The organism is Aliiglaciecola sp. 3_MG-2023, assembly GCF_030548205.1.
In the GTDB taxonomy this organism is placed as follows: domain Bacteria; phylum Pseudomonadota; class Gammaproteobacteria; order Enterobacterales; family Alteromonadaceae; genus Aliiglaciecola.
On the sequence record NZ_JAUORV010000023.1, the window covers coordinates 36,611 to 50,343 of the forward strand.

The following is a 13,733-nucleotide window of genomic DNA, read 5'->3' on the forward strand; positions in this document are numbered from 1 at the left end:
GGGCTTTTTTGTCTATGTTTACAGGTTTACAATATACCCAAAATTCCCACAGGAGAAATAAATGCCCTCTTTTGACATTGTTTCAGAAATCGACATGAACGAAGTCCGCAATTCAGTCGACAACGCTAACCGTGAACTAAGTACACGCTTTGATTTTAGAGGGGTTGAAGCCTCAATAGAATTCAAAGATGAATCTGTAGTATTAACTGCTGAAGGCGACTTTCAACTTCAACAACTAACAGACATGCTGCGTAATGCCTGTTCTAAGCGTAAATTAGACACCAATGCAATGGACCCTCAAGACACAGTACGAAGTGGTAAAACCCACCGTCGTACCGTTAAGTTCAAGCAAGGTATTGAGCAACCCATTGCGAAAAAAATCGTAAAGTTGATTAAAGACAAAAAAATGAAGGTGCAAGCTAGCATTCAAGGCGACCAACTTCGTGTAAATGGTAAAAAACGCGACGATTTGCAAGCCGTGATGGCACTACTTAAAAGTGAAGACTTAGGTCAACCATTGCAATTTAATAACTTCCGCGACTAAGCAGGCAACACGATTTTGGAATTACCAACTGATACTATTGTTGCTCAAGCCACGGCACCAGGTCGTGGCGGTGTGGGTATTGTTAGGGTTTCCGGACCTTTAGCATCAACTGTAGCCTTAGAATTATTAGGCAAAACCTTAAGCCCCAGAAAAGCAGAGTATTTAGCGTTTTTAGATGAAGACAAACAAACCCTAGACCAGGGTATTGCGTTGTTCTTTAACAATCCCCATTCCTTTACGGGTGAAGACGTCTTAGAACTGCAAGGTCATGGCGGTCAAATTATTTTAGATTTGTTGATAAAACGAATACTAAAAATAGCCAACATACGCATGGCAAGACCGGGGGAATTCAGTGAACGGGCTTTTTTGAATGACAAGCTCGACCTAGCTCAAGCTGAGGCCATAGCAGACTTAATTGATGCAAGTTCAGTCCAAGCGGCGAAAAGCGCTATGCGGTCGTTACAGGGCGAATTTTCAGCACATATCCACCAGCTGGTAGAGAAAGTCATCCACCTAAGAATGTACGTGGAAGCGGCCATAGATTTTCCAGAAGAAGAAATTGATTTTTTGAGTGATGGCAAAGTTGCTAACGATCTGAACGATATCATTACCCAAATGCAGAATGTGAAACAACAAGCCAAACAAGGTAGTTTGTTAAGAGAAGGCATGCAAGTGGTGATTGCAGGTAAGCCCAATGCGGGTAAATCAAGTCTACTCAATGCTTTGGCCGGACGTGATGCCGCCATAGTAACGGATATTGCCGGTACCACTCGAGATGTATTAAAAGAGCACATACATTTAGATGGCATGCCGCTGCATATTATTGATACAGCAGGCCTAAGAGAAAGCGCAGACAAAGTGGAACAAATTGGTATCCAGCGAGCTTGGCAGGAAATTCAAAAGGCCGACAGAGTGTTGTTTATGCTAGATAGCTGCGAAAGTGCCGAAAATGATCCCCACAAAATCTGGCCTGAGTTCATGCAGAAACTGCCGAAAAATATGGGCCTCACACTAGTCAGAAACAAAGTCGACTTATCAGGCGAGTCTGTAGGCTTTGAACAACATGGCGACACCCCTGTCTATCGGCTGTCTGCCAGCTTAAACCAAGGTGTTGATGCCTTAGCTGAACATCTAAAACAATGCATGGGATTTGACCAAAGTTCTGAAGGTCAATTCATTGCCAGACGACGACATTTAGATGCCATAGAACGCGCAGCAGAGCACTTAGAGATAGGACAACAACAACTGCATGATCATATCGCTGGTGAAATTTTGGCTGAAGAGTTACGTTTAACCCAGCAAGCACTAAATGAGATTACCGGTGAATTCAGTTCAGATGATTTACTCGGACGTATTTTTTCTTCTTTTTGTATCGGCAAATAAAAGGCAATTAGATGGCAAGTTATGAAATTATTGTTGGCACAATGTTGGGAGCGAGCGAATATGTTGCCGATGCCTTATTAGAGACATTGCAAGCCAACGGACACAGTGCAAACATTCATTTATCTCCAGATATCAAAGATATTCCCTGTACAGGAAATTGGTTGATATGTACCAGCACCCATGGTGCCGGTGAGTTACCCGATAATATCCAAGGATTTGCTAAACAAATTGAAAATAAAGCATTAGATGATGTGGCATTTTTAGTGGTTGGATTAGGCGATAGTAGTTATGACACCTACTGTTACGGGTCTAAAACAATGCAGCAACTGCTGCAAAATAGTGGTGCAAAATTACTCTCTCCGGCGATACATATTGACGTACTCAACCACCCTATCCCTGAAGAGCCAGCGGTAGAATGGTTAACCTCTTACTTGCAACAGATTTAGTTTAAACATTATGAATTCATCGGAACAGGCAGCACTCACCCAAGGGCTTAGCAACGACGCCAGAGTTTTGTATATGCTTGGACTGCGTCCTATTGCTGATGAACAAACAGGTCTTACTGGGCCCCTGAATTACAAACAGTTAATTGCACTTCTAAATGGTAAAAGCAAAGAGTTTACCTTGGGAAGGCAGATTAATGGCCTGATAAAAGAGCTCGTCAAACATCAACTGGTTGAAATTGAGCCTGAAGCGTCACTAGATAAAAGTTTTAATCAACAACGAGTGCGATTACCCCTGCTAAATATTAAACAAGACGACTACCCTAGCCTTCATTTACAATGGAGCAAAATGACAGCAAATTGGAAACCCCATCAAGCTGCATTTGAAGATTTAGCATCGTTAATAGGGATTATAGATAAAGACTACAGCCAGCACGAATTAGGTGAATTTATTGCCTACTGGATGGGTCGGCCTGAACTACAATTTAGTCAATATCAATGGACTCAAAAATTTGTTTTTCAGATTAAACAAAGACGAGTTGCCAGTGGTGTTAAGAATGTGCAGAAAGTAGGAAATCAATGGGTCACGCCTAAAGCAGGTGTTGAAGCTGACGATAATGCCAAACAACTGGTTGCTAAGTATAGTAAGAAATAGCACAGTAAATACAACCATAAAAGAGCAAAAATACGTGGACAGTATCAAACAAAAATTAGATCAATTAGCTAAAGCTTTGGGTAAAACCAATGTTCCTGATACCTATACTGACTACAAAGAGGTGCGAGCCCAATATGAACGCTTAGCCAACGAAGACGTCAAAAAAATGCAGCAAGAAGCCAAACTAAGACGTATTCAAGAAATTCATGGGCGCTCCGACCTCAATCCCAAATGGAATTTTCAAACCCTCATAGAAGACAGTGATGATGTCATTGAAGCAGTCAGTATTGCCCAGTCATTTATTGCTGCCCATGATGATCCCATTTGGCGATCAAGTGGCTCCCACATGATGATTTTTTATGGGGATTATGGCCGTGGAAAGTCACATATAGCAGGGGCAATCGCCCACCAGCTCATTGACCAATATGAAATTTCAGTACTGTATAGACAGCTTTCAAGCTTATTGGAAATGCGCTTCTTTTCTTATGATTACAACGCAACAGATAACGTCGCTGAACAGTTTAGAGAAATTCAAAAAGAATTATTGGATGTGGATTTATTAATTCTCGATGAAGTCTGTGTTAACGAAACTATGTTAAAAAAGAATACTCAAAGTTGGCTTGGGAATTTGTTACGTCAAAGATTAGTAAATCATAAAAATTGTATATTGATCACCAATCACAATTTAGCCGAATTGGAAAATGCGTTAGGCAAGTATTGTTTTGAATCCATCAAAGAATACGATACCTACAAGGTTAAATTTTCCGGTCCTAGCCGTCGTAGAGAGATTATCCCGCAAGCACCTGAACCCATGAATGTCAGTAGTGGATATCAACCCAATCAGGTGAAATAACGCGCTGTAATAGGCTTTAACAGCTCATCTTGCTAGAAAAAAACACTGACAACCAACAAGAGCCGTTAACCTAACCGTCGGTCATCCGTGGTCATATGGGTTGGTCTTCCATGTTCTTCTTGTTTAGTCGAGACTCAGCACTTTTTCTGCAGTGTATTCATTGGTGATCAACCCGTTTATCATCTTTGATCTAAGGGCGCCCAAGATAGCATCAACTTTATCTTGACCGGCAGCAATACCAATTACCGGTTTATCAGAGCTTACAGCCAAAGGTGTACTGGCGACCCTATCATTCACTGCACAGTCTAATAACTTGCCATTTCGGTCAAACACCCAACTAATGATCTCCCCCACCGCACCTTTTTTCTGCAAATCTTTGAGTTCATCTTTAGTTATAAAACCGTCTAACATCAATGGCGAATTAATACCAAGATTACCAATCCCCACAAAAGTGACATCGGCACTAGCAGCCAAAGCCAAATTACTGGCTATATTGTGCTGGGAGTGTAATTGCTCTTTCTCTTCTTTGCTGCGAGGTAACACAGGCAATGGCATTGGATAATGTTTCGCTTTGATATGCTCCGCCATGCGCACCACAACATCGTAAGGGGACGCTGAACCGTCTAACGCCATATTCCCCAATAAGGCGACTATTTTGTGTTGTTCGCAGTCCAATGATGACAGTTCATCCACACAAGCCCGTAGTACGCGTCCCGTTCCCATGGCGAGAACTTTAGGTTGACTGGATTTTAAGAACTTTTCAATTTCATCAGCGCCCGCTTGGGCTAATCCTAAAGTTGAATCAGAATCATCACTAGGCACCACTTCACAACTAATTAATCCGAAGCGATCTTTGAGTTTAACCGCCAAGTCCATACACTTAGCAATGGGATGGTCTAAGCGCACCTTAATTAACCCTTTACTTACAGATAGTGCCACCATACGTTGGGCAGACTGCCGTGAAACATTCAGTTTTTTAGCTATTTCATCTTGGGTTTTACCAGCAACATAATACAACCAACCCGCTCTTGCTGCTTCATCTAGCTTACGCATTTCAGCATTTGTTAACTTAACCACTTTTACCTCTTCTAACTCGCGATTGGTTTGGTTGAATTAAGTGAAGGAATCAATTCAAATAATTGCTGCCAATCAAATATTGTTGCTACGTTATTTTCCACATCCACATCGAGTAAGCCTTTATCTTTCAGATGACTAGCACCGGCATACTTTACCACCTGCATATTTGCCGCTAGCGCGCCTTGAATTCCCGCCTGGGAATCTTCAATCACTAAACAGTTTTCTGGATCAACCGCAAACTTGGATGCAGCATGTAAGAATATATCGGGAGCAGGCTTACCGTTTTTCACTTCTGAGGACGTCGTTACTCTTTCAGCAAAATAGTCCGTCAGGCCTATGGTTTTTAATGCAAACTTTACCCGCTGTGGGCTACTACTGGTGGCAACACAATTGGTAATATTCAACTGCGATAACATCTCTTTAAGGCCATCAGTAGGAACTAACTCTTCAGCAAACACCTGTAACAAGGCCTCTAAATAATTAGCCCTAAACTGCTCTGTTAACTGCACAGAATAATCAATTAGCACCCTTTCAGTAACAGACTTAAAGCTTTGCCCCAAAAAATAAGAATCGAAGTAATTATCTGAAATACTCACACCAAGATCATCAAGCATTTTAAGCAACACCCGTTTACTTAAAATTTCACTATCGATCAATACTCCATCGCAATCGAAAATAACCAAATCTATTGAAGAGTGTGAAAGCGACGTGTTGATTTGAGACATGACAGTATTACCATTTAAGAAGATTACGACAAATAATGCTTTAGCGTACTAGAAGTACCGACATCCCATAATAGGTTCAACCAATTTGAAAAATGTTGAACGAAGATATCTTGGTCAGCAAGTGTCCCAAATATATCATGCATTTGCAAAAATATAGATGGATTATCTTTCGCTAATATTGCCCGATTTATCAATCTGTTAGCTTGTTGATCTTGAAGTGTGATAGAACTTTGAGGATCAGCTGCCTTTGCGCATAAACGACACCACAGAGCAATCACTAAGGCTAGACCTTTGCAATCATTTCCTTGGCTTAAATTGGCCTGGATAATAGGTAAAATAAATTTGGGTAAACGATTGGAGGCATCCTGGCATAATCTTGGTACTGTATCTCGTACTTCTGGATTCGAAAAGCGCGATTCAATTAACGAAAAATACTGATTAAAATTCACCCCAGGTACGTCATTTAAAGTTGGAATAATCTCTTCAATAACTAATTTTTTAAGGTAGTTACTGATCAACTTGTTTGCCATCACTTCATGGACAAACGTAATATTTAACAAGGCTGCAGGGTACGCTATTGCCGCATGCCCCCCATTGAGTATGCGTAATTTCATTAACTCAAAGGGCTCAACATCGTCAACAAATTCTACCCCAACCTCTTCCAACGGTGGTCGGCCATTAACAAAGTCATCTTCCATTACCCACTGACGAAAAGGTTCACAAAAAACCGGAGCATTGTCATTAATAGTAAACAAACTAGTTAATTTTTCGCGTTCCAGATTGGATGTGGCAGGGGTAATGCAATCTACCATTGAATTAGGAAAAGAGACATTTTTCTCAATCCAATCTGCCAATTGTTGATCAATTTTATCGGCCATTTGGGAAACAACCCGTTTGGTCACCAGACCATTGTGGGGAATATTGTCGCAGGACATAACCGTAAACGGTGGAATATGATTGTCTCGACGATACTGCAATGCTTTAATAATGATACCAAACACTGTTTTTGGATGACTAAAATTGTTGATATCTTGCTGAATTTCCGGATGACTAATATTGAAGCCACCGGTTTTGTCATCCATAAAATAACCGCCTTCAGTAATGGTTAACGACACTATGCGTATTTCACTGCTACATAAGGCTTGAATGACACTTTGTTCATCATTCTCAATAAAATCAATCATCGAGCCACAAACTTGTGCGGTTAACCCATCGCTATCTAATTCTACAACGGTTGTTAACCAATCTTGCGGCTCGAGTTTATCACGCATAATTGCATCATAAGATTTAGTTCCAGCTCCTCGAATTGCCCAATCTAATGCTTCACCTTTGTTGAACAACTGATGTAAATACATAGCTTGATGAGCGCGATGAAAGTTGCCAACACCAATATGCACAATCCCTGCTGACAAGGAATCCCTAGAGTAATTGGGTTTACCTATATTTTTTGGTAGTTCAGCAAGTGTTTGATAACTCAGTTGAATTGCCATAAGAATTTATCCGTTAAAATGCGAGTTTAGCAGTCAATAATGGCCGCTAAACTCGCTAACTATTATTGAGCAACCACAGCATTGTCGCCCCACGATAATGACGCTAAGGTCACACCCTCTTTATCAAAATGCATAATTTTATTTTGTGACGCAGTAAGATTGACCTGATCGCCATATTGTAATGGACACTCTCCATCATCCTTAATGGTTAAAGTACCCACACCATCTACGTGAACATGCAAAAACGTCTCAGAACCAAGGTGTTCTATCACCCCCACTTTTCCTGTCCATAAGCCCTGCTCTTGGGTCACTTTTAAATGTTCTGGACGCACACCTATACTTCGAGTGGGATCGCCATCAACGGGTTTAACATCGATAAAATTCATTTTTGGTGAGCCGATAAACCCAGCGACAAAACGGTTAACTGGGTTTCGATATAACTCCATAGGAGTACCAACTTGTTCGATAACACCACCGTTGAATACGGCTATACGATCAGCCATGGTCATGGCTTCAACCTGATCATGGGTCACATAAATCATGGTTGTTGCTAAACTTTTATGTAACTCAGAAATTTCAAGACGCATGTTGACTCTTAAAGACGCATCTAAATTTGATAGAGGTTCATCAAATAAAAACGCAGAGGGTTGACGAACAATCGCGCGGCCAATTGCCACCCGTTGACGCTGACCCCCAGAGAGTTGACCAGGTTTACGATCTAAATAGTCACCCAGATTAAGAATCTTTGCTGCAGATGCAATTTTTGCTTCAATTTCAGCAGGTGCAACCTTAGCCCGTTTCAACGGGAAAGCTATATTGTTGCGAACCGACATATGCGGATACAAGGCATAAGATTGAAATACCATTGCCAAACCGCGTTTCGCTGGTGGCGTTTTTGTTGCATCATTTCCATCAATTTCAATGTTGCCACTACTGGTATCTTCTAAGCCCGCAATCATTCGCAGTAATGTGGATTTACCACAACCAGAGGGACCCACAAAAACGATAAATTCACCGTCTTTTATTTCTAAGTCCAACGGCTTAATTACATTCACGTCGCCGAAGCTTTTCGTCACTTGTTTTAAAGTAATGCTGCCCATTTCTAAATCTCCTATTTAACCGCGCCGAAACTTAATCCGCGCACTAATTGTTTCTGACTAAACCATCCCAAAATAAGAATGGGGACAATGGCCATCGCTGATGCAGCTGATAACTTGGCGTAAAATAATCCTTCTGGACTAGAGTAGCTTGCGATAAAAGCAGTTAAAGGTGCAGCATTGGCGGCAGTTAAAATGAGCGTCCAAAAGGCCTCATTCCACGCTAAAATCACGTTGAGTAATAATGTTGATGCAATACCAGGCAAGGCGATTGGCAAAAGTACATGGAATATCTCTTCTACAATACCAGCGCCATCCATACGAGAAGCTTCGAGGATCTCATGGGGGATTTCTTTGAAGTAGGTATAAAGCATCCATACCATAATAGGTAAATTAATTAACGTCATTACAATCACTAAACCCAATTTAGTGTCTAACAGGGAAAAGTCCCGAAACAACAAATAAATTGGAATTAATACTCCCACCGGGGGTAGCATTTTGGTTGATAACATCCACATCAATAAATTTTTAGTACGTTTATTTTGTACAAAGGCCATTGACCAAGCGGCTGGAATTGCAATTAGCAGTCCCAACAAACTAGAACCAACAGAGATAACAACTGAGTTCCAGAAATGGTCGAAGTACGGAGAACGATTTAAAACATCGGAATAATTCACAAGTGTCCAATCAAACATGAATAAACTTGGACTAGCGGAAATCGCTTCAGCTTCTGTTTTAAAACTCGTAATTAAGGTCCACAAAATGGGGAAAAATATCATTCCACTTATGGTCCACGCTAAAAGGGTATAAATTATTTTTGATTTATTACTGTTTTTGTTAGCCATCACTTAATCCTCCAAGTTCTTGCCGATTAGACGCATAAGGAAGATAGCGACTATATTGGCGATAATTACCGCTACAATACCTCCCGCAGAGCCTCCTCCAACATCAAATTGAAGTAATGATTGGGTGTAAATCAAATAGGTAATATTGGTTGACGCATACCCTGGACCACCGCTGGTGGTAACCAGTATTTCCGCAAATATTGATAATAAAAAGATTGTTTCGATTAAAATAACTGCGGTGATTGCGCGTGATAAATGGGGTAAAACAATATAGTAAAATTTACTAAAGGGCCCTGCACCATCAAGATCAGCGGCTTCTAATTGCTCACGATCTAAAGACTGAATTGCTGTTAGCAAAATTAATGCAGCGAAGGGTAACCATTGCCATGAAACAATAATAATGATTGATAACAATGGAATTTGTGCAAAGAAGTCAACCGGCGCAAAGCCTAACCAATTTGCAAAGTGTGCAAACAATCCGTTGACCGGATTCATAAACATATTTTTCCACACCAAAGCGGAAACCGTAGGCATAACAAAAAACGGTGCCAAAACCATTATGCGTACATAGTTGCGACCCCAAATAGCTTGGTCTAGTAATATGGCTAAACCTATTCCGCCACAGATGGTAATTAATAACACACCACCAACTAACCAAAGGGTATTAAAAAAAGACTCGATAAATGCGGGATCAGTAAGGAAAAATTCGTAGTTGAGAAAACCAACGAAATCATTATTTCCGGGAATGAGAAGATTGTAATCCAAAAAAGAGAAATATAACGTCATGCACAGGGGCACTATCATCCACGCCAACAACAAAATGACTGATGGAAATAGCATTATTCTAGCCAAAGTACGAGATTGTGTTGTTGCCATAACCTAGACCTCTTACAAGCAAAAAATATGGGTAAGCGATTCACACTTACCCGCGTAACTAAATAAACTTACTTTGGATAACGCGCTTTGCGCATAGCACGTTCAACTAAGCGTTGTGCACTTGCTAAAGCTTGTTTTACGGTCATTTGACCAGTAAGCGCTGCCGTAAACTGTTGACCTACCGCCGTACCTATTCCTTGAAATTCAGGAATGGCAACAAACTGCACACCAACATAAGGAACAGGATCTACTGTCGGATTTTTCGGATCAGCAGACTGTATTGAATCCAAGGTAATTTGAGCAAAAGGCGCTTCACTCATATATTGAGGATTGTTGTATAAAGAGGCGCGTGTGCCTGGAGGTACTTTCGCCCATCCTTTTTTGTCAGCCACCAAAGCTGAGTAGTCTTTGGATGTGGCCCAACTGATAAACTTCATAGCCGCGTCAGATTTTTTACTGCTTGAGGGTATAGCTAATGTCCAAGCCCATAACCAATTGCCGCGTTTACCTAGGCCCATATCAGGCGCAAGAGCAAAACCGACCTTATCAGCAACTTCTGAATCAGTTTCATTTGTGACAAATGCACCGGCTACAGTGGCATCTATCCAAATTCCACATTTACCTGTTTGAAATAATGCTAAATTTTCATTGAACCCGTTGGCAGACGATCCCGGAGGACCAAACTCTTGCATCACATCGACATAGTATTGCAGGGTGTCGTGCCAGGCTTTGGTATTAAATTGAGGTTTCCAGTTTTCATCAAACCAGCGCGCGCCAAATGAGTTAGACATAGCAGTGATGAGTGCAATGTTTTCTCCCCATCCAGCTTTACCACGTAAACAAAGCCCATACACGCCCCCTTGTTTATCGGTCATTGCTTTTGCTGCTTTGCGAATAAATTCCCAAGTAGGCTTTTTCGGCATGCTAAGACCGGCTTTTTCCATTAGATCAGTTCGATACATCACCATTGAACTTTCACCATAAAAAGGCGCTGCGAACAATTTATCGTCTACCGATAAACCACTTCTTATGGCAGGCAGCAGATCTTCAACATCATAATCTTCACCAAGGTTATCTAACTCTTTAAGCCAACCCTGCTTTCCCCAAATGGGTACTTCATATGTACCTATGGTCATCACATCATATTGCCCACCGCTTGTGGCAACGTCTGTGGTCACTCGTTGGCGGAGAATATTTTCTTCCAGTGTGACCCACTTCAAGTTGATACCAGGATTTTTACTTTCGAAATCACTACTTAATTCTTTCATAGTGATCATGTCACCGTTATTAACAGTAGCAATGGTAATAGTTTCAGCACTTACCACTGTGCTAAGTGTCATACAGACAGAAGCTAATATAGATAGTTTTTTTAACATCGGGTATACCCCTTATTTTGAATACTTGTTGCCCCATTTAAGTTAACTAAACGAGGCCCTTCTATTTTTACGTTAATGACTCTTCTTAGGTTAAAGACCTAGAACTTAATTGAAATTTCAGAAGTGAAACCGTCAAAGCCAGTGCCAATTTGACCACCTGAATTTGCGCCTTCATCTTGGTCTACATATTCAACTTTTAACAAAGTTCTATCGTTGAACCAATAACCAGCTGCAACTTGTAAACGTTCAACGGTGTTGTCTGTTTGCTCGATAAGATCTGAGGTATTCTCAGCTTCTGCATAGCGAGCAGCGACATAGAATTTTTTAGGTATAAAATAGTGTTGTGCTTCAAAAGTGTAGTACTTAACCGAAGATTCACCTTTAATTACACTAACTGAATCAAAAGTCGTTCCAGAAGGATCTGCTACACCATCGACACCAAAGTAGGTAATGCCTGGCACTGCGTTACCTGCAGAATCAGCAAATGTATAGTCATCTTTCGCTTTACCGAGCATGAAAATTACGCTGGTTTCTGGTGATGGCTGATAAGCCAAGTTTATTTGCATTATTGACTGATCAAGGCCCGGCATTACACCAACATGGGTGTCGCGTTCGCTAGATGGAGAAGCAGAGAAATTGTAGTTTTCACCATCACCGAAGCGATAGTTAGTTGTAGTTAACCCATCCAGGCTAGCAACACCATTTTCAAAACGTAGTTGGTCTCCTTGATTAGCCTGTAGAAAATTCAAACCGGCTTTAAAGCCACCAGCAAACTCTAAGGTACCTTGCAGACGATAGTTAAAACCTCTGTCTTCTTGGAAAGCTTCACCGAAACTAGACGTGGTTATGTGACCCGTTACGTTGTACGCGCGGATCATGCCGCTATCTAAGGTTTTGCTATAACTCAATTGCGCGCCATTTTCTGCAGTAGCGTAATCAGTTATTCCGTTACCAATTAAAGCATTTCCTTGGTTATCAGCACCGTCTTGGAAACCTTTGAATTGAAACGGAGAACCACCAATATTACCTACACGAAGGGTTAGGTTAGAATCTTCACTTGCCATACCGGAAAGTCCGAGAAGTTCAAATTCGATACCCGCATAATCTTGGTGGAAAGAAAAATCTCTGTCGCCGTTATTACCAAAATCATTAGGTTCTTCGGCAATATCTACATCAGCAGTAATATATTCATTAACGTGAAATTTAAACATCAAGTTAACTCTGAGACGGCCAAATCCTGAAGATTGCTCTTCATCAACGGGTCGGAAAGCCCCTTCTTTTGCCTGAATAGCTTGATAGTTTTGCATCGCTAAGAAATTTACTTCCGCTAAACCATCCAGAAATTCCGCGGCATTTACCTGAGCAGGAATAGAGGCTGTCATTATTGCTGCAGTGAGCAGACTCATTTTGCCAAATGTTAAAGTTCGTGATTTAGATTCGAAAAAGCGCTCAGTTCCATTGATATTCGAATTGGTCGAATTAGATTCCTTCGTGTTGGCTAACAAAACTGGTGTTTTATGAATTTTTTTAAACATTGTGAACTCTCTAATTTAGTTACAGATTGGTTTTTAATTATTAAAATTTTTGAATGTTTTTGTTTCCAAATCACATTCGTTTTTCGCCAAAACATATGGGCATTAAAAATAACAAATGAGCCAATGAATACTCTTGGTCATATGCTCACTGTTTGAGCATATTCTTAAATAAGAGTAATTTAGTCAACCTTTAATTAACAATTAATTTTCATTAGTTAATTAATATGGCGATTAAAACCAACAAGAAACCAAATTAAATTATTGTTTTTAAAGTAAATATTATAAATATCGTTATCACGATGTTAATTTAATATTTGTTAAAAGAGTTTAGGTACAAAAGTAAAAAGTAGGATGATTTTTTACAATTTTGATTAGACCATTTAGCTATAAAGGTTAATAATTTAACCAATAAAGTTTGGTGGGGTTTAATATTGGGAATACCTAGATGAAGATCCATCTGTAGGTTGGGGCTTTAACCCCGATATTGGCTTTGATGGAATTTCATGGACTAAAGTCCATGCTACAGATCTAGAATATATCTGTAGGTTGGGGCTTTAGCCCCGATATCTGCCTTAATAGAATTTCATGGACTAAAGTCCATGCTACAAATCCAGAATATATCTGTAGGTTGGGGCTTTAGCCCCAATATCTGCCTTAATAGAATTCCATGGACTAAAGTCCATGCTACAAATCCAGAATATATCTGTAGGTTGGGGCTTTAACCCCGATATTGGCCTTAATGGAATTTCATGGACTGAAGTCCATGCTACAAATCCAGAATATATCTGTAGGTTGGGGCTTTAGCCCCAATATCTGCCTTAATAGAATTCCATG

At 40.5% G+C, this 13,733-nt stretch carries 13 protein-coding genes; 5 read left to right on the forward strand and 8 right to left on the reverse strand.

All coding sequences use genetic code 11. The annotated features are described in order from the left end of the window. Nucleotides 1–61 precede the first annotated feature (61 nt). Genes Q4574_RS20145 through Q4574_RS20165 form a run of 5 tightly spaced genes read left to right on the forward strand, consistent with a single transcriptional unit; the run spans nt 62 to nt 3,878 of the window. Entirely contained in the window at nt 62–544 is a 483-nt protein-coding gene (locus Q4574_RS20145) for a YajQ family cyclic di-GMP-binding protein (RefSeq protein ID WP_303477139.1), read from the forward strand. A gap of 15 nt (nt 545–559) precedes the next feature. Beyond that, the gene (mnmE, locus tag Q4574_RS20150; protein WP_303477140.1) at nt 560–1,927 is read left to right on the forward strand and encodes a tRNA uridine-5-carboxymethylaminomethyl(34) synthesis GTPase MnmE; all 1,368 of its coding nucleotides are present in this window, start codon (nt 560–562) and stop codon (nt 1,925–1,927) included. An 11-nt stretch (nt 1,928–1,938) separates the two neighbouring features. Next, nucleotides 1,939–2,373 carry an FMN-binding protein MioC gene (mioC, locus tag Q4574_RS20155; RefSeq protein WP_303477143.1) on the forward strand — a complete coding sequence of 145 codons (435 nt, stop codon included), beginning with the start codon at nt 1,939–1,941 and terminating at the stop codon, nt 2,371–2,373. Between the two features lie 10 nt (nt 2,374–2,383). Next, nucleotides 2,384–3,025 (forward strand): DnaT-like ssDNA-binding domain-containing protein, encoded by a 642-nt coding sequence (locus Q4574_RS20160; protein ID WP_303477146.1) that lies wholly within the window; start codon nt 2,384–2,386, stop codon nt 3,023–3,025. A 34-nt stretch (nt 3,026–3,059) separates the two neighbouring features. Next, nucleotides 3,060–3,878, forward strand: a complete 819-nt coding sequence (locus Q4574_RS20165; RefSeq protein ID WP_303477150.1) for an ATP-binding protein — start codon at nt 3,060–3,062, stop codon at nt 3,876–3,878. Between the two features lie 123 nt (nt 3,879–4,001). Here the strand turns inward: Q4574_RS20165 and Q4574_RS20170 are convergent, their stop codons facing one another. From Q4574_RS20170 to Q4574_RS20205, 8 genes are all read right to left on the reverse strand, one after another. Then, nucleotides 4,002–4,955, reverse strand: a complete 954-nt coding sequence (locus Q4574_RS20170; RefSeq protein ID WP_303477151.1) for a sugar-binding transcriptional regulator — start codon at nt 4,953–4,955, stop codon at nt 4,002–4,004. Between the two features lie 11 nt (nt 4,956–4,966). Further along, nucleotides 4,967–5,680, reverse strand: a complete 714-nt coding sequence (locus Q4574_RS20175) for an HAD family phosphatase (protein ID WP_303477153.1) — start codon at nt 5,678–5,680, stop codon at nt 4,967–4,969. A 23-nt stretch (nt 5,681–5,703) separates the two neighbouring features. Beyond that, nucleotides 5,704–7,170 carry a mannitol dehydrogenase family protein gene (locus Q4574_RS20180; RefSeq protein WP_303477155.1) on the reverse strand — a complete coding sequence of 489 codons (1,467 nt, stop codon included), beginning with the start codon at nt 7,168–7,170 and terminating at the stop codon, nt 5,704–5,706. 62 nt (nt 7,171–7,232) lie between these two features. Beyond that, entirely contained in the window at nt 7,233–8,270 is a 1,038-nt protein-coding gene (locus Q4574_RS20185; protein WP_303477157.1) for an ABC transporter ATP-binding protein, read from the reverse strand. Between the two features lie 11 nt (nt 8,271–8,281). Next, complete coding sequence (locus Q4574_RS20190) at nt 8,282–9,112, reverse strand: carbohydrate ABC transporter permease (RefSeq protein WP_303477161.1); 831 nt, start codon at nt 9,110–9,112, stop codon at nt 8,282–8,284. A 3-nt stretch (nt 9,113–9,115) separates the two neighbouring features. Next, entirely contained in the window at nt 9,116–9,988 is an 873-nt protein-coding gene (locus tag Q4574_RS20195; RefSeq protein ID WP_303477164.1) for a carbohydrate ABC transporter permease, read from the reverse strand. A gap of 68 nt (nt 9,989–10,056) precedes the next feature. Further along, nucleotides 10,057–11,364 carry a sugar ABC transporter substrate-binding protein gene (locus Q4574_RS20200; protein ID WP_303477167.1) on the reverse strand — a complete coding sequence of 436 codons (1,308 nt, stop codon included), beginning with the start codon at nt 11,362–11,364 and terminating at the stop codon, nt 10,057–10,059. 98 nt (nt 11,365–11,462) lie between these two features. After that, the gene (locus tag Q4574_RS20205) at nt 11,463–12,770 is read right to left on the reverse strand and encodes a hypothetical protein (RefSeq protein WP_303477174.1); all 1,308 of its coding nucleotides are present in this window, start codon (nt 12,768–12,770) and stop codon (nt 11,463–11,465) included. Nucleotides 12,771–13,733 lie beyond the last annotated feature (963 nt).

Coding starts and splice junctions, on each gene's coding strand:
- Q4574_RS20180 (WP_303477155.1), bottom strand. CDS start 7,170: ATGGCAATTCAACTGAGTTATCAAACACTTGCTGAACTACCAAAAAAT.
- Q4574_RS20205 (WP_303477174.1), bottom strand. CDS start 12,770: ATGAGTCTGCTCACTGCAGCAATAATGACAGCCTCTATTCCTGCTCAG.
- mioC (WP_303477143.1), top strand. CDS start 1,939: ATGGCAAGTTATGAAATTATTGTTGGCACAATGTTGGGAGCGAGCGAA.
- Q4574_RS20175 (WP_303477153.1), bottom strand. CDS start 5,680: ATGTCTCAAATCAACACGTCGCTTTCACACTCTTCAATAGATTTGGTT.
- Q4574_RS20200 (WP_303477167.1), bottom strand. CDS start 11,364: ATGTTAAAAAAACTATCTATATTAGCTTCTGTCTGTATGACACTTAGC.
- Q4574_RS20195 (WP_303477164.1), bottom strand. CDS start 9,988: ATGGCAACAACACAATCTCGTACTTTGGCTAGAATAATGCTATTTCCA.
- Q4574_RS20160 (WP_303477146.1), top strand. CDS start 2,384: ATGAATTCATCGGAACAGGCAGCACTCACCCAAGGGCTTAGCAACGAC.
- Q4574_RS20185 (WP_303477157.1), bottom strand. CDS start 8,270: ATGGGCAGCATTACTTTAAAACAAGTGACGAAAAGCTTCGGCGACGTG.
- Q4574_RS20190 (WP_303477161.1), bottom strand. CDS start 9,112: ATGGCTAACAAAAACAGTAATAAATCAAAAATAATTTATACCCTTTTA.
- Q4574_RS20145 (WP_303477139.1), top strand. CDS start 62: ATGCCCTCTTTTGACATTGTTTCAGAAATCGACATGAACGAAGTCCGC.